This window comes from Enteractinococcus helveticum (assembly GCF_020742345.1).
Lineage (GTDB): Bacteria > Actinomycetota > Actinomycetes > Actinomycetales > Micrococcaceae > Yaniella > Yaniella helvetica_A.
This window is the reverse complement of sequence record NZ_DYXC01000117.1, coordinates 1-19482: the sequence shown is the minus strand read 5'-3', so window position 1 is coordinate 19482 and position 19482 is coordinate 1. Positions and strand designations below refer to the sequence as shown.

Annotated in this window: 19 protein-coding genes and 1 tRNA gene; 12 read left to right on the top strand and 8 right to left on the bottom strand. The window is 55.5% G+C overall.

Annotation, left to right across the window (positions count from 1 at the left end):
* Positions 1-3: 3 nt before the first annotated feature.
* The 4 genes from K8V32_RS10405 (at position 4) to K8V32_RS10390 (ending at position 3984) form a co-directional block, all read left to right on the top strand.
* Positions 4-945 carry an ABC transporter permease gene (locus K8V32_RS10405; RefSeq protein ID WP_303906886.1) on the top strand — a complete coding sequence of 314 codons (942 nt, stop codon included), beginning with the start codon at positions 4-6 and terminating at the stop codon, positions 943-945.
* Positions 942-1733, top strand: coding sequence for an ABC transporter permease (locus K8V32_RS10400; protein ID WP_303906883.1), 792 nt, complete (start codon positions 942-944; stop codon positions 1731-1733). Before K8V32_RS10405 ends, K8V32_RS10400 begins: the two co-directional genes overlap by 4 nt.
* On the top strand, positions 1730-3361 hold the full coding sequence (locus K8V32_RS10395; protein WP_303906880.1) for an ATP-binding cassette domain-containing protein: 1632 nt from the start codon (positions 1730-1732) through the stop codon (positions 3359-3361). Before K8V32_RS10400 ends, K8V32_RS10395 begins: the two co-directional genes overlap by 4 nt.
* 170 nt (positions 3362-3531) lie before the next feature.
* A complete protein-coding gene (locus K8V32_RS10390) occupies positions 3532-3984 on the top strand; it encodes a hypothetical protein (protein WP_303906878.1) in 453 nt (150 codons plus the stop codon).
* Positions 3985-4092: 108 nt separating this feature from the next.
* Here the strand turns inward: K8V32_RS10390 and K8V32_RS10385 are convergent, their stop codons facing one another.
* Positions 4093-5334: an aminopeptidase P family protein gene (locus K8V32_RS10385; RefSeq protein ID WP_303906876.1), complete on the bottom strand. Its 1242-nt coding sequence runs from the start codon at positions 5332-5334 to the stop codon at positions 4093-4095.
* A 446-nt stretch (positions 5335-5780) separates the two neighbouring features.
* Positions 5781-6149 (bottom strand): DUF488 domain-containing protein, encoded by a 369-nt coding sequence (locus K8V32_RS10380; RefSeq protein WP_303906874.1) that lies wholly within the window; start codon positions 6147-6149, stop codon positions 5781-5783.
* 248 nt (positions 6150-6397) lie between these two features.
* Between K8V32_RS10380 and K8V32_RS10375 the strand changes: the two genes are divergently transcribed.
* Positions 6398-6691, top strand: coding sequence for an FmdB family zinc ribbon protein (locus K8V32_RS10375; protein ID WP_303906872.1), 294 nt, complete (start codon positions 6398-6400; stop codon positions 6689-6691).
* A 33-nt stretch (positions 6692-6724) separates the two neighbouring features.
* Positions 6725-7987 (top strand): formamidase, encoded by a 1263-nt coding sequence (gene fmdA, locus K8V32_RS10370; protein WP_303906868.1) that lies wholly within the window; start codon positions 6725-6727, stop codon positions 7985-7987.
* A gap of 75 nt (positions 7988-8062) precedes the next feature.
* Here fmdA and K8V32_RS10365 read toward each other — a convergent pair whose 3' ends face one another.
* A complete protein-coding gene (locus K8V32_RS10365) occupies positions 8063-10570 on the bottom strand; it encodes a GcvT family protein (protein WP_303906865.1) in 2508 nt (835 codons plus the stop codon).
* A gap of 133 nt (positions 10571-10703) precedes the next feature.
* On the opposite strand from K8V32_RS10365, the gene K8V32_RS10360 reads away from it, so the two are divergent.
* On the top strand, positions 10704-11450 hold the full coding sequence (locus K8V32_RS10360; protein ID WP_303906862.1) for an IclR family transcriptional regulator: 747 nt from the start codon (positions 10704-10706) through the stop codon (positions 11448-11450).
* A 56-nt stretch (positions 11451-11506) separates the two neighbouring features.
* Here K8V32_RS10360 and K8V32_RS10355 read toward each other — a convergent pair.
* Positions 11507-11591, bottom strand: a tRNA-Tyr gene (locus K8V32_RS10355).
* Positions 11592-11784: 193 nt separating this feature from the next.
* Here K8V32_RS10355 and K8V32_RS10350 point away from each other — a divergent pair.
* Together K8V32_RS10350 and K8V32_RS10345 are read left to right on the top strand one after the other, a co-directional pair.
* Positions 11785-12273 carry a YajQ family cyclic di-GMP-binding protein gene (locus K8V32_RS10350; protein WP_303906859.1) on the top strand — a complete coding sequence of 163 codons (489 nt, stop codon included), beginning with the start codon at positions 11785-11787 and terminating at the stop codon, positions 12271-12273.
* 20 nt (positions 12274-12293) lie between these two features.
* Positions 12294-12761 (top strand): hypothetical protein, encoded by a 468-nt coding sequence (locus K8V32_RS10345; RefSeq protein WP_303906856.1) that lies wholly within the window; start codon positions 12294-12296, stop codon positions 12759-12761.
* A 16-nt stretch (positions 12762-12777) separates the two neighbouring features.
* On the opposite strand, the gene K8V32_RS10340 is transcribed toward K8V32_RS10345, so the two are convergent.
* A complete protein-coding gene (locus tag K8V32_RS10340) occupies positions 12778-13641 on the bottom strand; it encodes a M48 family metalloprotease (protein WP_303906853.1) in 864 nt (287 codons plus the stop codon).
* 11 nt (positions 13642-13652) lie between these two features.
* Complete coding sequence (locus K8V32_RS10335; protein ID WP_303906904.1) at positions 13653-15062, bottom strand: FAD-dependent oxidoreductase; 1410 nt, start codon at positions 15060-15062, stop codon at positions 13653-13655.
* A 155-nt stretch (positions 15063-15217) separates the two neighbouring features.
* On the opposite strand from K8V32_RS10335, the gene K8V32_RS10330 reads away from it, so the two are divergent.
* A complete protein-coding gene (locus K8V32_RS10330; protein WP_303906850.1) occupies positions 15218-15715 on the top strand; it encodes a hypothetical protein in 498 nt (165 codons plus the stop codon).
* Positions 15708-16241, top strand: a complete 534-nt coding sequence (locus K8V32_RS10325; protein WP_303906847.1) for an HIT family protein — start codon at positions 15708-15710, stop codon at positions 16239-16241. Before K8V32_RS10330 ends, K8V32_RS10325 begins: the two co-directional genes overlap by 8 nt.
* A 16-nt stretch (positions 16242-16257) precedes the next feature.
* Here the strand turns inward: K8V32_RS10325 and K8V32_RS10320 are convergent, their stop codons facing one another.
* The gene (locus tag K8V32_RS10320) at positions 16258-17304 is read right to left on the bottom strand and encodes a polyprenyl synthetase family protein (protein WP_303906844.1); all 1047 of its coding nucleotides are present in this window, start codon (positions 17302-17304) and stop codon (positions 16258-16260) included.
* Between the two features lie 431 nt (positions 17305-17735).
* Here K8V32_RS10320 and K8V32_RS10315 point away from each other — a divergent pair, with 431 nt between their 5' ends.
* A complete protein-coding gene (locus tag K8V32_RS10315; protein WP_303906841.1) occupies positions 17736-19061 on the top strand; it encodes an isochorismate synthase in 1326 nt (441 codons plus the stop codon).
* Between the two features lie 24 nt (positions 19062-19085).
* Here K8V32_RS10315 and K8V32_RS10310 read toward each other — a convergent pair.
* Positions 19086-19482, bottom strand: a 397-nt coding sequence (locus K8V32_RS10310; RefSeq protein WP_303906838.1) for an ATP-binding cassette domain-containing protein, incomplete at its 5' end; no start/stop codon positions are given.

Here is a 19482-nt window from a genome sequence, read left to right as displayed (position 1 = left end):
TTCATGCACATCATCATGTGGTTGGCCCGCCGGGTAGGAGCCGCAGTTGTTTTGCTGTGGCTCGTGGCCACCGCCATCTTTATTGCCATCCGGTTCATCCCGGGGGATCCGGCTGAAGCCATCATGGGAGGACCCGGTTCTCAGGCTTCGGCCGAAGCCCTTGAGGCTGCACGCGAGCAGTACCACCTCAATGAGCCCCTTGTGGTGCAATACGGCCTGTATCTTGGCCAGTTAGCCACCGGAGATTTAGGCACCTCCTATGCCCAACGTCGGCCGGTGGCTCAGGTTATGGCCGAAATGCTGCCGGCAACCTTACAGCTGACCCTAATTGCGTTAGTCATCGCATGGTCGATTGCCTTTGTCATGGCGGCTATTGCTGCTCGCAGCTCGAAAATTGGCCAGGCCATGGGCACGATTATCGAAGTGATTGCGGCCGCGGTCCCCCACTTCTGGCTGGGGGCAATGCTGATCATTATCTTTTCCACTTGGCTCGGCTGGCTGCCCGCCGTTGATACCGGCACGATCCAGGGCATCATTCTGCCCGCCGTCACCCTGGCCATTCCGCTTGCTGGATTTCTTGCACAGTTGATGCGAGACAGTTTATTGACGGCGATGAATTCGCCGTTTGCACTCGCTGCACGTGCCCGCGGGGCCTCCGAAGGCCAAGTCTTTTTCCGTCACGGTTTCCGTCACGCGGCCTTACCTGCGCTCAATCTGACCGGTTGGGCGGTCGCTGCCTCAATCTCGGGCGCCGTCGTCGTCGAAGAAGTCTTTGCTCGCCCTGGAATCGGGCGGTCCCTGCTCGGGGCGGTGTTGTCCCGCGACATGCCCATGGTGACCGGTATTGCACTGTTTTCGGCGCTGATTTATATGGTGGTGATGCTCGTGGTCGAAGCCCTCGAAGCGTTCATCAATCCGGCTGCGGCTCGAGGTGGTGACCAGTGACTCGCACCGGAAAGATCAGTGCCGCCCTGTTTGTGGGTATCATCGCCGTCGCGGCACTTTTTCCCTGGCTGTTGGCACCCGGCAGTCCACTTGCGGTGCATCCGGCGGATGCTTTTGCGTCTCCGTCATTGCAACACCCGTTTGGCACCGATGAATCCGGGCGCGACATCTACACTCGAGTGGTGCACGGTACCGCTGACTCTTTGACCATTGGTCTCGCCGCCACCGGATTGGGCATGGGCATCGCCGTCGTCCTGGGTGTTATCACCGCCTTTGCTCCGCGATGGCTTGACTCGGTGATTTTGCGCGGACTTGAAGTACTCTATGCGATTCCCACCTTGTTGATGGCGTTGATTATTATCGCGTTTACCGGGCCTGGGACCACGCCGGCAATTATTGCCGTGGGGTTGTCTACCGCGCCGGGCTATGCACGGTTGATCCGTACGCATCTGCGCACGTTAGTGAACTCGGAAATGTTCGACGCTGCCACGGTGCTTGGGCACTCCACCTGGTTGAAAGTACGCAACCATCTGATACCCAATACGCTGACGACCCTTTTGGCCTTGATGACGCTTGGCATCGGGCAGGCCGTGATTTGGGCCTCTGCGCTGTCATTTTTGGGCTTAGGGACCCCACCTCCGGCACCCGAATGGGGCGCCATGCTGGCCTCCGGGCGCACGTATTTGCATTTTGCCTGGTGGATGACGGTGTTCCCAGGCCTGGCGATTGTCGCCGTCGCGGCGGGGGCGACCCTGTTGGGGCGTTCGGTTACTAGAAGGAGCGCATGAGCCAACCAGCTGTTGAAATCAAAAACCTTTCGGTGACATTTCCCGGACCGGATAACTCCGGTATTCAAGCCGTGCAGAACGTGTCTTTTACGCTCACACCCGGTCGTGCCTTGGGGATTGTTGGTGAGTCTGGTTCTGGGAAATCAGTAACCGCGCGCGCCCTGTTGGGTTTGACCGGCGGTCAGGTGACCGCCGATGTGATCAATATTTTGGGCACGGATGCTCGCCATCTGACGGAGAAACAATGGCGTGAGATTCGCGGTACGCAGGTGGCAATGATCATGCAGGATGCCCTGAACAGTTTGGATCCACTGCGGCCAATCCATCGAGAAATCGCCGATACATTACCGCTAGGCCGTCGAGCTCGAAAGCAAGCGGCGATCCAGGCGCTGTACCGCGTCCAGATGCCGAACCCCAGTGTGCGAGCTAATCAACGCAGTCCGCAACTGTCCGGTGGGATGCGGCAACGAGCACTCATAGCCCAAGCCATGATCGGTAACCCCTGTGTGGTGGTCGCCGATGAAGCAACCACCGCACTGGATACCCGGTTAACACGGTTGGTGTTGGATCAGCTCAATGAGCTCACCAACCAAGGGATCGCGCTGGCGATCATTTCCCACGACCTGGCCCAAATTGCGCAAGTGGCTGACGAAATCATGGTGATGCGTAACGGTGAGATTGTTGAATCGGGACCGACCGATCAGCTCCTGAATCACCCCAACCATGAATACACCAAGCAATTGCTGGCTGCGATCCCCGCAGGCGTTGAGCGGTTTGTTCCACTCACCCGTGATCTCCAACAGCCCGAGACTCCCCACCTAGCCAGGCCTGCGCCAGCAGAATCCCGCGAGCGCTCTGACGAACTAGCGGTCCAAGCCACCGGGTTGTCCAAAACCTTTGGCGATCACCTGGCCGTCAATGATGTGACCCTGTCAATCCCCAGGGGCACCACGCTGGGCTTGGTCGGAGAATCTGGGTCGGGCAAAACCACCACGGCCCGGATGATCCTGGGGTTAACCGCTCCCGACACCGGGACAGTAGAAATTTTCGGTGAGCATTTTGCGCCGGCCAAAGAAAGCGAACGTCGCGCGCTACGCGAGCGTCTCGGGGCCATCTACCAAGATCCGCTAGCTTCGTTTGATCCGCGCTATTCTGTTGCACAAGTTCTGACCAACGCCTTGTCTAAGGGGACGACGTCGCGGTCACACAAGTATCGCCAGCGCGCCATAGACCTGCTGGAGATGGTCGAGTTAGACAGTTCTGTGCTCGGCCGGAACCCACGAGAATTATCGGGTGGACAACGCCAACGACTTGCCATCGCACGTGCGCTAGCGCCAAAACCCAACGTGCTGATTCTGGACGAACCGGTTTCCGCCTTGGACGTTTCAGTCCAGGCCACTGTGCTGGATCTTCTCGACCGTCTGCAAATCCAAACGGGCACAAGTTACTTATTCATCACCCACGATCTCGCCGTTGTAGAACATATGTCTGACAATATTGCGGTGATGACCAAAGGCCAGCTGGTGGAAATGGGTACGGCCAACCAAATTATCAACAACCCACAACACCCGTATACTCAGGAACTCCTGTCCGCAGCCCCCGAGTGGAATGTGTCAGGCGAACATTAACTTCGTCACATCGCGATAACCAGCTCGTGACGTCCATCACCGAAGTTATTAGTGTCATAAGTATGGTTCAACCACATACCAACGCTGCACGACTCAGCGTTTGCAATCCCCCTGATTTACGCTTGCACTGCGCCTTCCGATGACCTGGCGCCCTGAGAAAGGACCGTTCGTTGCGAGAATTGATCAGACTAACAATGGTTGGGGTCGTGGCCGGGCTCGTACTGAGCGGGTGTGGGATGCCCGATGAGGTTGGCGAAGTTGAGCCAGTCAGTTTTAACAATGTGGATGAATTATTTCAAGCCGTTGATCGTCATCTGGGATGCCCGGAGGGCAGCAGTGGAACTTATGCTTTCGACGCCGGCGATGAGCACGGTCTTGTCACGGGACGACGGTGTGCCGAAAGCGTCGTGATGGTGCATTCACAGAACGAGGACGTTATCGATGAGATCCAAGATCGTTTATCGACGGCCCAAGGTGGCCCGCTGCCCATGGTGCATGATTCCACCTGGTTCGTTATAGATATCACCGAAGTTGCTCAAAGTCATCGCGAACTTACCCACCCAGACTCCAGGGATCTCAAAGCGCTGGCTACCGCATTGCGGACTGACTATACCGAGCTCTAAACGCCACAGAGCTCGCACACAACGGTAAGGCCTCGAACAGCTCAACTGTCCGAGGCCTTCGTTCTCGAATTGCCAGTCAGACGATGTCAGCTCCTGATCAAGTGGTTATTAGGCATCGATGATGTTGTGTTCTGGACCAAATGGGAACTTGGTGATGTTCTCAGCGCCTTCTTCTCCAACGACCAGAATGTCATGCTCCCGGTAGCCCCCGGCACCAGGTTCGTCCTCCATGACGGTGATCATTGGTTCCATGGAGACCACCATGCCCGGTTCCAGGACGGTATCGATGTCTTCGCGCAGTTCTAGTCCGGCTTCGCGGCCATAGTAGTGCGACAGCACCCCAAAGGAGTGGCCGTAGCCGAAGGTTCTGTTTGGCAGCAGACCGTGGCCAATGAAGATTTCGTTGAGTTCGTGTGCGATGTCCTTGCACACGGCCCCCGGTTTGATCAATTCCAAGCCGGCCTGATGGACTTCCACGTTGGCTTTCCATAGTTCCAGCGTGCGATCGTCTGGTTGGCCCAGTGTCAGAGTACGCTCGAGTGCAGTGTAGTAGCCCGAGGTCATCGGAAAACAGTTCAATGACAGTAAGTCACCGCGTTGGAGTTTGCGAGTGGTTGCCCAGTTGTGCGCACCATCGGTGTTAATTCCGGATTGGAACCACACCCAGGTGTCACGTACCTCTTGGTCTGGGAAGGTCTTGGCGATTTCATGGGTCATCGCCTCGACACCAATCAGCGCGACCTCGTATTCGGTGATACCTTCGCGAATCGCAGCCTTGATGGCTTCACCACCGATATCGCCAATGCGGGCACCGTGTTTGATGACCTCAATTTCTTCGGCAGATTTGATCATACGCTGACGCATTGCTGCCTGAGAGACGTCTGTCAACTGTGCGGCGGGGAACGTGTCCTGGAGTGCTTTGCGCTGCATGGTGGTTACCGTGTCATCTTCCACACCAATACGTTTGGCGCTAATGCCCTGGCGTTTTAGTGCTTCTTGCAGACCGTAGTAGAAATTGTCACGGCGCCAGTCGGTGTACACAATGTTGTCACCGTAGCTGGTGCGCCATGGCATACCAGCGTCAATATTGGCAGTCACCGATATGGATTCCTGTTGCGTCACGACCAGCGCGTAAGAGCGACCGAAGTATGTGAAGAGGAAGTCCGAGTAATACTTGATGCTCTGATAGCTCGTCAAGATCACCGCGTCGAGTTCTTTTTGGCTCATAATCGAGCGCAGACCGGCTAAACGACGCTCAAACTCAGCGTCCGAGAAAGTCAACGGCTGCTTTTCACCGTTGTGGAGTGTCTTCAAACGTTCCAACTCGATGACATTAGTGACATTAGCCATGTGGTTCTCCTTGAAATATTCTCAGCCATACACTGATGCTGAAACATGGTGGGGATGCGGTGGTGCAACCTTGGAATACTCAAAATCGAAAACCGATCCGTAGCGTAAGTTGCAATCAGCGCAACGCTGTTGCACCTAGATTATGTGTGTTACAGGACACTGTCAAGAGGTTTTCCGATGGTGACTTCCGGCTCGATTATTAGGCGTGCAAAGCAGCCTGCCAGCGTAGACTCAGCACGTTGCTTTCCATCGTGTTAACACCGCACACACGGCCGGCAGGATATCGGGGTGAGGATTTTATGGCTCCACGATTTCAGGCCCGTGGTCACCTAATCGAATCGTTGCACCGCAGCGCCAGCACGTCACAGAGACTTCAGAAAATAATTCATCGAGCATAGCTGCGCAGTCAGGACACAGCTGGTCGAGCCAGCAGACTGGATCTCCCATCAGCTATGCCGCCGCAAATAGTCTTGCAAGATGTTGGCGTGATTGATCTGTTCATCTTTGGCTGCATACAGCAACGTCACACGGTCGTTATCGTGTATCAGATCGATGAGCTCGTCTACCGCGTCAGCGTGATCGTCATCGGAAAGTTCCTGCTCGTATCGATCAGCGAATTCTTCGAGCCGATCGGGGTCATGATCCCACCACGTGCGCAGATCAGTACTTGGCGCAATGTCTTTGAGCCACGCATCTAACTGAGCACCTTCTTTGCTGACACCACGCGGCCAGATTCGATCCACGAGAACTCGTTTTCCGTCGGAAGCATCGGCGTCATTATAGATTCGTTTGGTGACAATTTTAGGACGGCTCATATCTTCACCTTACGACCCGTCGCGAGGCTGCTGTCAACCAACTGACCATCGCAGCAGGTTAGTTGTTCAATCAAAACTGACCGGTTTAGTTCCAATCAGGCCCAACGCAATTTCGTCCAACCGGTATTAGACCGTTCTTTAACGGCATGGCATGTGCTGCGCTCCAAGTCAGGACCATTGTACTTTCGTGCTGAACATGTTTGGCTCAGCTTTATCGACGAGCAGCGTCAGCGAGAGGAACACGTTATATGCCGCTCTATGATTACCGGTGTCCCGACGGTGATGTTTTCGAAATCTTCTTTTCCATGCACGACAAACCCGACACCGTCGCCTGCCCGGGCTGTGGCCAAAACGCCGTAAGCCAGATGCCGGCGATCGGTCCGTCCAAGATTAACTCTTCACAAATGCGCGTTCTCGACGCAACTCAAGCGACCGCCGAAACACCGCAGGTCGTCAACGCTATTTCGGGCACTCGCACTGGCAAGCGCCCCTCAACCCCTATGACTCGCAATCCACTGCATCACAAATTGCCCCGACCTTAGGGGCGTGTTTACGTAACGGAGGAGCAACTGGCTATGCTTGGCAATCTTTTTCCGCTTGATTCGTCCAAACCGTTCACTGACCAAGAAAAGATCGGCCACAACCGATACCACCCAGAAATCCCACCGGTGGCCACCGTCAAACCTGGAGACAGCTTCCGCGTAGATTCCCGAGAATGGTTCGACGGTGCCATAAAAAATGATGATTCTGCTGAGGATATACTCAATGCACCGATGAAAAAGGTACACGGGTTGTCCGGGCCATTTCGGATCGAAGGAGCTCAGCCCGGCGACTTACTGATTGTCGATATTCTCGACGTCGGACCAATCCCTCAGGAACAGGGACCGCTGGCCGGACAGGGCTGGGGTTATACCGGGATCTTCGCAAAATCCAATGGTGGGAGTTTTCTCGTCGAGCAGTTCCCCGACGCATATAAGGCTGTCTGGGATTTTCATGGCCCGTGGGCGACGTCGCGCCATATCCCCGGTGTGAAATTTGAAGGCCTGATTCACCCCGGCATTATGGCCACCGCGCCCAGTGCTGAATTATTAGCCACATGGAATGCTCGCGAAGCCGCGTTGATCGCTACCGATCCAGACCGCGTTCCACCGTTAGCGTTGCCCCCAGAGCCTGAAGAGTCCGTGCTAGGTAGTGTTCCCCAAGCCGACCGCGAGCGCATCGGTGCTGAAGCAGCACGCACCGCTCCCCCAAGGGAAAACGGTGGGAACCAGGACATTAAGAACCTGACCAAAGGTACCAGAGCTTTTTATCCGGTGTTTGTCGAAGGTGCGAACTTTTCGGTCGGCGATTTGCATTTCTCCCAGGGTGACGGTGAAATCACGTTCTGTGGTGGGATCGAGATGGGTGGCTATATGGAGCTGCACGTCGATGTGATCAAAAACGGTATGGAGCTCTATGGGGTGTCCGAGAACGCGATCTTTATGCCGGGCCGCCAGGATCCGCAGTTCAGTGAATGGATCGCATTTTCTGGCACTTCGGTCACGTTGGACGGCGAACAACGCTATCTTGACTCACACCTGTCGTATCAGCGGGCTATCTTGCACGCCATCGACTATCTAGCCACGTTCGGCTACTCGCCCGAGCAGGCGTACTTGCTGCTGGGCGCCGCCCCGGTTGAGGGTCGGCTGTCGTCCGTCGTCGATATTCCGAACTCGTGTTCGACCGTGTATATTCCGACGGCAATTTTCGATTTCGATATCCGACCTTCGGCTGATGGTCCGCATCAAATTGATCCGGGGATCGGGGCTCCAAAAGCAGCTGACCCGGTCTTTGGCTAAGCCGCTGTAAACAGGTCACCGGTGGGGTCTTGTGTGCAGTGCCCACCGGTGGCCTGTGCGTGCAGTGCTGTGCCGTTAGCGGCGGATTTTGGTTCCCTCAGGGTCATAGAGCGGATCCATGGCAACTTCAGCGGGCACTGATCGATCGAAGTGTTGGATGACGACCTGGGTTCCAGCTTCGGTGTATTCGGGTTCTAACCAAGCGTAGGTAATGGTTTTGCCGACCGTATATCCAAAGTCCGAGGAAGCGGTGTAGCCAATTGTCTCGCCAGCTTGGTTGCGTACCGGTGAACCGGGATTCGGCGAGCCGAACGGGAAAGCGGAGGTCAACGACACCATGCGGCGCTGGGTTTGTGGCGGTGTGGCCAGGGCATCATGGCCTAGGTAATCAGTTTTGACCTTGGATACCGCAAATCCGAGTCCAGCTTGGTCGGGGCGGTGTTCGCGGGTGATATCTGCTCCATAGGAGCGGTAGCCCTTTTCCAGGCGTAATGCATTGAATGCGAGCCGTCCACCAATGATCAGTCCGTGTTCTCGTCCCGCGGCGTGGATTTCTTCCCATAGTCGGGCACCGTGATCGGCGGTGGTGTAGAGCTCCCAGCCTAATTCGCCAACATAAGAGACTCGCAACGCCAAGACTGGAACGCCGGCAACGTAGATTTGTTTGGCTTTGAAGTAGCCGAAGCCTTCGTGGCTGATGTCGTCTTCGGTCAGTTTGCTCAGCACATCGCGCGCGTGGGGCCCCCATAGACCAATGCAGCAGGTGCCCGGGGAGATATCAGTGATGGTGACATGTTCCTCGGGTTGAATATTATTTTTCAGGTGTATCAGATCGCGATGATTATTGGCGCCGATCAGGTATTCGTGTTCCGTCACTCGGGTAACGGTGATGTCTGACAGAATCCCGCCGGTGGCATCCAGCATGAGTGAATAGGTGACCGAGCCGGGTGCTTTTGAGACTGTATTGGTGGTGAGGCGCTCCAGTAGGACGGTGGCATCCGGACCTTCCACACGGTAGCGCGTCAACGATGTCATGTCGTACATCGCGACCCGGTTCCGGGTGGCCCAGGCTTCAGCAACCGCGATCGGGGAGAACTCCGAGGTGTCCCACATCGGGATTTTCGGAAAAGCCAGATCGGCTTCTTCTAGGAGCCGCCGATTTTCATCCAACCACAGGGGGCGTTCCCAACCGTTGGCTTCAACGAAGTGTGCCCCAGCGAGTTTTTGATGGAAATAAAATGGTGAGGTGCGCAATCGACGCAATTTGGCAGAGGCGGCACGCGGGTGCCGAATATCGTAGACCTCGTCGTAGGATTCCAGTCCCTTTTGGCGCACAAATTCTGGGGAGAGCAGCTGGGTGTCGAAGCGGGCCACATCGAGCTCTGAGGTATCGATGCCCGGGTTGCCGGTGGTCATCCAGTCGGCTACGACTTGTGCAACACCGGCCGAGGCGGTGACCCAGACTGCTTGGGCTAACCACACGCCACGAATAGTGTTGGATGGGCCAAGCAGCGGTCCGCCGTCGGGGGTGAAGGAGAACAGCCCGTTGAAAGAGCGCTCCTCATCCAGGCCAGCGTTGCCCACCGAAGGATAAACCCGCTGAATCTCTTCCCAGGTTGGGGCGTAATCCTGATAGGTGAAATCGTGGATGGCAGGTTGGCGTCCCGAAGTATGCGCGGCGTTTGGTGAGGCAATTTCGTCTTGGCGCACTTCCAGCGGACGGTGCTCATAAGCTCCCACCGCCAGCGTTTTGCCTTGCTGCCGGAAATACAGCCCAGCCCCTTGGTGACGAACGATGGGATAATTGCAGGCTTCATCGTTGACGGCGTCTTGGAATTCATCGAGTTCATGGCTAAAGCCCATGCCATGTTCGATCGGTTGCATGGGCAAGTTTTTGCCCAGCCATTTACCGATAGTTGGCCCCCAAATGCCGCCGGCAGCGATAACATAGTCGGCTTCGATGACACGCTCATGCTCCTCGGTCAGCGCATCGACGACTTTCACCCCGACGACGGTACCGTCTTCCACCACCAGATCAATAACCTGTGTGTGACCGTGGAAGGTTGCGCCGTGTTCGATGGCACGGGTTGCTTGGGCTTCCACGGCGCGCACCGAATGCACGACCGCATCGGTGGGGGTGTACAGTGCACCCACCAGCTCGTCGGTATTGATCCCCGACCAGAGCTTGCATACGCCTTGAGCATCGATAAGTTCAGATTCAACGCCCCATGCCTGGGCGAATCCGTGACGACGTTTGAGTTCGCGCAGTTGATCATCCGTGTACGCCAGCTCGATGCCGCCAACACGTTTCAACACCCAGTCGTCGTCGCCACCGGGGTTGAGCTCATCCAATTTATTTAACGTGCGCTGCGCTAGCTCACACATGGCTTTTGACGGATTGATCTGAAATACAAAACCCGGCGCGTGAGACGATGAGCCACCGGTCTGATAGAGCGGTCCCTGATCCACGACCGTGACATTGCGTGCGCCACGTTGCGTCAGTTCGTCGGCAAGTGCCGCGCCGACGACGCCGGCTCCGATAATGACGATCTTTGCCTCTGGTGAGTATGTCTGTTGTTCCATGGCCCAACCCCTCGAATTGCATATATTGCAACTTATGCGTAAGATGCAACTGTGACTTGTGGCACACAATTGTAGTGAGCCTGTTGTCGCAACGCAAGGGCTTTAATGGAGTAATTTTTAGAAGGTCACTATCGTGAGTTCGAATCAGTCAGTTGATCGTGCAGTAACGGTCCTATGGATCCTCAATGGCCTGGGCCAAGCCACGGTCACCGAGATCGCCGCAGAGCTTGACGTGCATAAGTCAACGGCTTCGCGCCTGTTGGCCGTGTTGGAACAGCACCAGTTGGTTGTTCGACAACCCGATTCAATGGCTTATGAGCTGGGGCATGGAATCCTGCAGCTCGCCAGTACCGTGCGCTCACAAAATGACCTCACCCGCTCTGCGCAATTGCTCGTCGAAATGGTCGCAGAGCATTTCAAACTCACCGCCAATGTTGCTATCCTGGATGAAATTTTTGCGGTCAACATTACCCAATCCGCGCCGTCCGAGAAGTTCTTCACCCCTCGCCAATATGTCGGACGCAGAACACCGGGCCATGCCACCAGCAGTGGCAAGGTGTTGTTGGCTTTCGCCGAGAAGGCCGTCCAAGACCAGGTGTTGGCCACAGAACGTGAAGCCTTCACGCAACATACAATCACCGACCCGGACTGTCTGGCCCACGAGTTTGCACAGACCAAAGAACGTGGTTGGGCTGTGTCGAATAATGAATGGGACGCTGATATGACGGCCGTTGCAGTTCCACTGTTGGGGCTAACCGGTACCGTCATTGCCGCCGTTTCAATTACCGGCTTTACTCACGACCTGCCCCCGGAAAGTTTTGCCGCCCGTGCACAAGAACTCCAGACGTTGGTGCAGCGTCACGGACGCTTACTAGAATAACGTGGGTAAACGCAAAAGACCTCGGATCCTACCGAGGTCATAGCGCTATTGTGAATTGGTGGCAGATACTGGATTCGAACCAGTGAAGGCAATGCCAGCTGATTTACAGTCAGCCCCCGTTGGCCGCTTGGGTAATCTGCCATGTCCACGTCATCCGTGCACGAATGATTACCTTACCAGCACTTTTTTGTTTTTGCGAATCGAGCCGTGCTGTGTGTTTACCCGGGCCCATCTGACAGTTTCGCCCCGCCGGTCGACCTCGTCTGGGGCGCCCGAATGGATTCGCGCTACACTTTGACCAGTACCAGTCATCCGGCATCTGCAAGGAGAGCTCATGGCCAAAGAATCGACGTTTGACATCGTATCCGAGGTGGATAAACAAGAAGTCGCAAACGCAGTAAATCAGGCGTCCAAAGAAATTCAGCAACGCTATGATTTCAAAGACACTGACGCGTCCATTGATCACGCTGACAACACGATCACGCTGACGGCTAATGCCCAAGAGCGAGTGAACGCCGTCCTGGATGTGCTGCAATCAAAATTCGTCCGGCGCGGGATTTCCCTGAAGTCACTGGACACCGGTGAACCGGTCGCATCGGGTAAGCACTACAAAATTACGGCTGCAATCAAAGAAGGCCTCGACCAAGCAACCGCCAAAAAGATCTCCAAGCTGATCCGCGATGAAGGTCCGAAGTCAGTCAAAGCCAACATTCAGGGCGATCAGTTGCGTGTGTCCTCAAAATCCCGAGACGATCTGCAGGCGACAATGGGCTTATTGCGTGATTTTGAAGACGCCGCGCTACAATTTGTGAACTTCAAATAGGACCAAGGAGCGCTTTTCCGATGCTGTATTTGATCACTTTTGGCCACGAGGTGTACACCTCACCGGCAACCGTTGGCGACCTGCACGTGATGGAACAAGACGGTGAATCCATTGATCAGTTGACGTGGAGTGCCGTTGAGCTACCATTCAACGCCGATGACGTGCTTCAACCCGCCTTGCGCAATGGCTTCCGTCACCCTAATGGGCTCATGGTCGACGGCGGGCTGGTGGATATCATGACCGCACCGTCGCGCCTGGAGAAAGCTGCTTCGGCCCAAGATCAATTAGCTAAGCAGCTCGCTGAACTCGACCGTGACCCAGTGCCGGTAGAAAATGCCGGGCACGTCCAAGAAAAAGATCAGGATGCTCGCGATGCTCGGCTCGATCACGAGGAAGCGTTGGGCTGGGTTAAGACCGCGCGCCAGGATGTGTTAAAGCGTCCAGTCAATGACGAGTTGGAACAGCATTGGAAGTCTCACGGCAACTAAGCTGACCAAGACGTTACTAGTGTTGTCCCATATCGCGGGCTTGCTGAGTCAGACGATCGACCCGCTCGTCAACGGGTGGGTGGGTCGAAAACCAGTTGCGGATCTTGCCAGCAAAAGGGTTGGCGATCATCATGTGCGAGGCTGCCTTGACGCGATGGTCGTCAGCCGGCATCGGGTGTCGTTGGACGCCACCGGAGATCTTTTCTAGCGCAGAGGCCAACGACATTGGATCCCCGGTGAGCAACGCACCATCGTGATCGGCGGAAGTTTCGCGATCTCGCGAGATCCCGGCTTGGACCAGAGCTGCAGCCAACGGTGCCAGGATCGCAGCACCAAGGTTGAGTAATACGTTGTTGTTATTCCGGTTAAACATCAGCATGTAGGCCACCCCTTGAATGACCGTACCCAAGGCAGCAGCCACTGACGAGGTGAGGATGTCACGGTTGTACACGTGCATTAGTTCGTGTCCGGTAACTGCCCGCAATTCACGAGGATTCAGCAAATGCATAATCCCCTCGGTAAAACAAATTGCCGCATGTTCCGGATTTCGACCGGTTGCAAATGCATTGGGCTGCTGCGCCGGGGAAATATAAATCCGTGGAGCTGGCTGACCGGCCCTTTGGGCCAGGTCATGCACCATCTCATACAGCCCCCGGAATTGGTTGGGGTCTGCGGGATACGCCTGCATGCTGCGCAGCGCAATCTTATCGGAGTTCCAGTACGTCACCGCTGTCGTGATCAAACCGATTCCGGTAAAGAGCACGATCCAGACACTACTGCCCGTGGATCCCGAAATAGCAGCACCGATGGCGACCAAGATGCCCAACATGAGGGCAAAAAGAAACCAGGTTTTTGTGCGATTTCGTGCTGCGCGTTGCATAGTATCTTCCTCTAACTATGTGCGGCTTCCCGGGATTTGGCTCGGGAAATGCGGACCTGTTCGTCACGATCGACGACTTTAACTCGCTCACGTTCAACCGGACCGGACTCCGTGGCCAAGTCCCCGAGGCTGATTTCGTGATTGTCGAGTTCCTTCCACCCGTTCCAATCACTATATTCCACGCCGCGTTGTTCTAGCAGATGCAAGATGGCGTCTTCATCAGGATTCTCGGCAGTGTACAGATGATCGACATCTTCAATGATGTGCCCAATGGTCTCAAGCGCATCACCCTTGGTGTGGCCAATCAGGCCCACAGGACCGCGTTTAATCCACCCGGATGTGTAGAGTCCTTGGACTGGCTTGCCGTCAGCTCCCAGCACCCGGCCTTCATCGTTTTTGATAATGCCGCGTTGTTCATCGAACTGAATATCTGGCACAGCAGAGCCGAAGTAGCCGATCGCACGGTATACGGCCTGGACTGGGTAGAACTTCATCTCACCGGTACCACGCACATTCCCGGTGCCGTCTAATTCCATGCGCTGCATACGAATGCCAGCGACCTTGCCGTGCTCGGTCAAGATTTCTTCGGGGGCTTCTAAGAAGTGCAGGTGCAAACGACGGGGTGCGCCGGTACCTTCGGGGCTATCTTCTTGTTCGAGCAACCAGTTGGTCAAGGTATTGACCATGTTGCGCACCTGATTGGATTCTTCTGCGGCCTTTTCGGAGGCTTCATCGAATTCAAAATCATCTTCGTAGAGAATGATGTCGACGTCTTCAACAGATTTCAGTTCCCGCAGTTCCAGCGGCGTGAACTTCACCTGAGCGGGTCCGCGACGCCCGAAAATATGAATGTCAGTTACCTGGGATGCTTTCAACCCCTGGTACACGTTGTCCGGGATTTCTGTTTCCAGCATCTGGCTGGCTGGTTTGGCAAGCACTCGAGCTACATCTAGGGCCACGTTGCCATTGCCGATGACGGCGACCTCACGTGCCGACAGGTCCCAGTGCCGGTCGACATCCGGGTGTCCATCGTACCAGGATACAAAGTCAGCTGCGCCAAAGGAGTTTTCGGCTTCAACACCTGGAATATTCAACCGGGCGTCTTTAATAGCACCGGTCGCAAAGACGATGGCGTCGTAGTGTTTTTGCAGATCTTCCAGATGGATATCGGTACCGTACTCAATATTGCCCAAAAAGCGAATATCGCCGCGATCCATCACTCGATGCAGGGCATTAATAATGCCCTTGATGCGCGGATGATCGGGTGCGACACCATAGCGAATCAAACCAAAAGGTGCCGGATACCGGTCGAATAGGTCAATCGACACGTCAAAATCAATATCGGCTTTTTGCAGTGAATCTGCGGTGTACACACCGGCCGGACCCGCACCTACAACGGCGACCCGCAGTGGACGATGCATAGTATCGGACACGTATTTCCCTTTGTTCTTGATGACACAGATGTACCGTAAATCTTAATTACGTAATTACCGTATCCCCTAATCCTGGTTGTCAGCTATGAATTCAGCGGTAAGCAACAGTAGCTGTAACGGCTCCGCCGACTACACTAGAAGGCATGGCTCGACGAGATACTAAAGTCTTTTACCCCTCATACCAGGGTTTGGTGACCAAACTGCTGGACCGTTCATGGACCGTCGACGACGGTATGGACGCCGACCGATTACAACAGCTCGTCGAATCTTCGATCGCAGCCGAACAGCTCCAGGCCCGAGGGCTGGATGCCACATTCCAGGCTATCGCCCCGTTGGCCCTCCAAGAATTTTATCTCGCCCTGGGTGTCTCTGAAATGATGGAAACCAACCATTTTTTCTTTGACCCAGACGAACTAGAACTTCGCGACGATATGGTCATGTTCGTTGAAGATGCTGACGAGTCGACGGTGTGGGGCGTCCCGATCGACCAAACGTCGCTACCTGATCCCATCACCTTCCGTCGAACCGTCGGCGCCGATGAGCCCGATCATGCTGGCACCTGGGAAACCACGCAGCTGACAGTATCTGAACTCATCACCGATATATTGACTTGGAACTACTCGGAGGACGACGTTGACTGACACCACCGGACACGGCCCCCAGCCCACTCCCCCGCAGATCCGATCACATGCGCCCGCCGGATATGTTTGCCCGTTCTGTGGGCTGGTCAACGGTGACGTTGCTGACCCGAATAACCGGTGCGAGCTGTCTGATCTGATTTACCAGGATGACGACGTCATTGTCTTTAGTGCCGCAGATGGTTTCGGGCCGAATGCAGGTCACGTGATGATTAGCCCAACCACACACTACGAGGCCCTTTACGATCTGCCCGACCGGGTCCTGATGCGTATCAGTCTCATGGCCCGTGAGATTGCCTTTGCGATGAAGCGTGCATGGAATCCAGAAGGTATTTCAACCCGGCAACACAATGAGCCGGCCGGCAACCAACACGTGTGGCACTACCATCTGCATGTTTTCCCACGCTATGACGGCGATATGCTCTACCGGCACCTACGCCAACCCATGGATATTGACCACCGGGCACGAATCGCCCAGGATATTAAAGCCACACTGAATCCCGCGGCAACGTTCTTACCGGAGTTCTAGGTTCCAGCTGAAAATACTAGGCGTCGCGTGAGACGACGTACCGGGCAAAATCTGCCAGGGCCGTTTTGACCGGTGAATCTTGCAAACCGTCCAACGCGGCAATGGCCTTATCTGCCCACTGCTGTGTCAGCAGCCAGGCACGATCAATCACCGGGTGCGCAACGACGGCTTCGACGGCTGCGATTAATTGAGCATCGGTATCCAGCGGCCCATCAACCAGTTCTAGAGTTTTGATAGCACTGTCATCGCCGGCGGCTGCGGCTTCACGCAGCAACAGAATCGGTAGCGTTGGGACCCGTTCTTTCAGGTCAGTACCCTGTACTTTGCCGGAGGTATCAGATGAGCTAGTCAAATCAATAATGTCGTCGGCCAGCTGGAAGGCCATACCCACGTTACCGCCATAGGTTGCAGCGATCTCAACGAGTTCCTCAGAGCCGCCAGCCAACAGGGCCCCCAGCAGTGCACTGGTGGCGAGCAGTGACGCGGTTTTGCCATCGACAACCCGCAGATAGTGCTTCAGTGGGTCATCCCCGGCTTCGGGACCCACCGTTTCCCACAGTTGTCCCATGACCAGTTTTTCAAAAGTGATTGAGTGTTCTTTGACCGCCCGGGTTCCCAGACTTGCCATTTCGGCCGAAGCTCGGGCAAAAATCAGGTCACCGGCCAGAATCGCAATCGAATTCGACCACTGCTGATGTGCCGCAGTCACACCGCGTCGCTGATCCGCTTCATCCATGACGTCGTCGTGATACAACGTGGCCAGATGGGTAAGTTCTAGTGCCACCGCAGCTTGGCGGATAGGCTTTTGCGGTTCATCCACGAGCCCAGAAGCCACATTTTCGTCAGCCAACATTGAGGATAGGACCGTCACAATGGGGCGAACGCGTTTGCCTCCGGCCTCCAGCAAATGACGAGTCGTGGCCTGTGCCAACCCATCGGCGTAGACCAGAGCCTCGGCCAAGTCTTCTTCGATCTTGGACAAGCTGGTCAGCAGTGCATCGAAAAGCTGTTCGTGCTTTTGGAGTGCGTCAATCCCCGGAGGCAGCGAAATAGAAATATCCACCCGTACAACCCTACACTAGCGACCCGTTTGGGCAGCCTGAATCACCGTCTTGAAAACTTACATTCATCTGGTCAACAAACTTACCCCGCTCCACACCTTTATCGGTCGACGTTACCGTGACCGGAGTGGATTTTCAGCTGTGCGAGCACCCCGGCCGCGTCTAGTTACTGCATCCGGTGCCAGCATCAACACTTCGTTTCTGATCACTAGGAGCTCTTGCTGTGCCGCTGTCCGCGCGGCGTCGGTGGCGGTTTTCCGGCACGACGACGGCGTTTACGCAACCAGGCCCACAGCCGGACTCGTCGAGGCCATATCAGCTGCTGTTGCATGGCCACCCTACTTTCCACAATCGGTCACCTTATATTCTGGTGGCCCGCATGGGACTGTGGCAACCACGCGTGGGCGGAAAACCCGGTAGATTATTGCCTATCATGTCTTTTACCGCCGCAGCCTTTCAACTTTCTGATGCACAACTGGAACAACTGCCCACCCAAATCATTGGTCAAGCCAGCAGTGTGTTTTCGCGTCATCACCGAGGCAAGTTTGGTTTCGGCGAACGCTACCGCTTCTGTACCCGCGGCGCGCAACGCTTCGCCACAGCCCGCGACCACTGGGAAGAGCTGACCGCCACCGAGGTGCCTGTCCTACCCGACGGGCTGCAGGCCAGTGCCCCGATAGCCTTTGCAGCATTTACCTTCGATGCTCGGTCCGAGACCGACTCGATCATCACAGTTCCAAAATTTGTGTTGGATGTGAACGAAATCTCGTCGTGGCTGCACTATATTTACGATCCTACCGAGCCCATAGGCAACCCCAACCCCGACGCACTTTTTGCGGCCTTTCTCGCGGAACTTCCAGCTGACGCCGCGTCCATTGGTGAAGAACCTTTCACACCGGTCGATGCCCAAATGACCGAAGCCGCATTTCAACACAGCGTGCGAACCGCCGTCGAAATGCTCACGTCCGGTGCCCTCGACAAGGTCGTGCTAGCCCGGGATGAACTCCTGTACAGTGCCGCCGGTTTCCACATTCCGGCTACCATGCGTTCCTTGGCGGAGCATAATCCAACGGCTTGGACCTATAAAGTCGCCAATCTGATCGGCTCCACCCCGGAACTACTCATCGCGCGCAAAAATGATGCCGCAAAGGCCAGGGTGCTGGCCGGGACCGTGGATCGCACTGTCGCGACCAACGATCAGCTTATTGCCGAACAGTTATCCGATAGTCCGAAGCAAATCTTTGAGCATCAGGCCGCTGTGGACTCGCTGGTCGAAAAGCTCTCGCCCTTTGCCACCGATATGCAGGTGTCCAAGACCCCGTTTGTCCTGGCCTTGCCGAACGTGTATCACCTGGCCACGGACGTCTCAGCACGGCTGACCGCTTCGACTTCGATCCTGGATTTAGTAGCTGAGATTAACCCGACCGCCGCCGTTGGTGGCACTCCGAGAGATCTTGCTCTGGAGGCGATCTGGCAGCTAGAAGCCCAAGCCCACGGAATGGACCGTGGACTATATGCCGGTGCGGTGGGATGGCTGGATGCCAACGGGCACGGCGAATTTGGTATCGCCTTACGCGGCAGCCTCATCGAAGATGCCCACCATGTGCGCGTGTATGCCGGTGGAGGCATCGTGGAGGGTTCCGACCCGGCCGAAGAACTGGCCGAAACCCACGCCAAAATGCGTCCAATGAAACACGCGCTCCGAGTACGGAATACGGCCTCTGGGCCAGGCTCGGTCATTATTCCAGATCAGGCCTAGCAGCCATCCATCGCAAATAAGGCATTACCGAGCCGTGGGCAAAATCCCAAATTGTGTGAGCAGGTTCTCGCAGGTTGCTTGGTTAAAATCATCGAAGAAATCAGTAAAATACCGGATCATATAGCCCGCTTCGGCCCGGGCTGGCAGATTCGGAGTATCGGGCAAATAGTTGACGATACTCTTGGTGTCTTGACCAGGTTCATGTCCAGCAATCGTTACCTGTCCAGTTGTCGGTTGATTCAAACCGGCAAGGATACGCAACAATGTCGTTTTACCGCAGCCGTTCTCTCCCAGGAGTCCAACGATTTTGTTGTCCTGAAGGTGCAATGTCAGATCATCTATCGCTGTAACTTGGCCATATCTTTTCGTTAGATGCTGGACGTGAATCATCTGTGCTCCAATGTTCATGAAGCAGCTGAAT

Excerpts from the sequence above, each read along its gene's own strand:
- K8V32_RS10330 (WP_303906850.1), top strand. The coding sequence starts at position 15,218 with ATGGCTCGACGAGATACTAAAGTCTTTTACCCCTCATACCAGGGTTTG.
- K8V32_RS10375 (WP_303906872.1), top strand. The coding sequence starts at position 6,398 with ATGCCGCTCTATGATTACCGGTGTCCCGACGGTGATGTTTTCGAAATC.
- K8V32_RS10405 (WP_303906886.1), top strand. The coding sequence starts at position 4 with ATGCACATCATCATGTGGTTGGCCCGCCGGGTAGGAGCCGCAGTTGTT.
- K8V32_RS10335 (WP_303906904.1), bottom strand. The coding sequence starts at position 15,062 with ATGCATCGTCCACTGCGGGTCGCCGTTGTAGGTGCGGGTCCGGCCGGT.
- K8V32_RS10350 (WP_303906859.1), top strand. The coding sequence starts at position 11,785 with ATGGCCAAAGAATCGACGTTTGACATCGTATCCGAGGTGGATAAACAA.
- fmdA (WP_303906868.1), top strand. The coding sequence starts at position 6,725 with ATGCTTGGCAATCTTTTTCCGCTTGATTCGTCCAAACCGTTCACTGAC.
- K8V32_RS10380 (WP_303906874.1), bottom strand. The coding sequence starts at position 6,149 with ATGAGCCGTCCTAAAATTGTCACCAAACGAATCTATAATGACGCCGAT.
- K8V32_RS10315 (WP_303906841.1), top strand. The coding sequence starts at position 17,736 with ATGTCTTTTACCGCCGCAGCCTTTCAACTTTCTGATGCACAACTGGAA.
- K8V32_RS10395 (WP_303906880.1), top strand. The coding sequence starts at position 1,730 with ATGAGCCAACCAGCTGTTGAAATCAAAAACCTTTCGGTGACATTTCCC.
- K8V32_RS10345 (WP_303906856.1), top strand. The coding sequence starts at position 12,294 with ATGCTGTATTTGATCACTTTTGGCCACGAGGTGTACACCTCACCGGCA.
- K8V32_RS10340 (WP_303906853.1), bottom strand. The coding sequence starts at position 13,641 with ATGCAACGCGCAGCACGAAATCGCACAAAAACCTGGTTTCTTTTTGCC.
- K8V32_RS10385 (WP_303906876.1), bottom strand. The coding sequence starts at position 5,334 with ATGGCTAATGTCACTAATGTCATCGAGTTGGAACGTTTGAAGACACTC.
- K8V32_RS10365 (WP_303906865.1), bottom strand. The coding sequence starts at position 10,570 with ATGGAACAACAGACATACTCACCAGAGGCAAAGATCGTCATTATCGGA.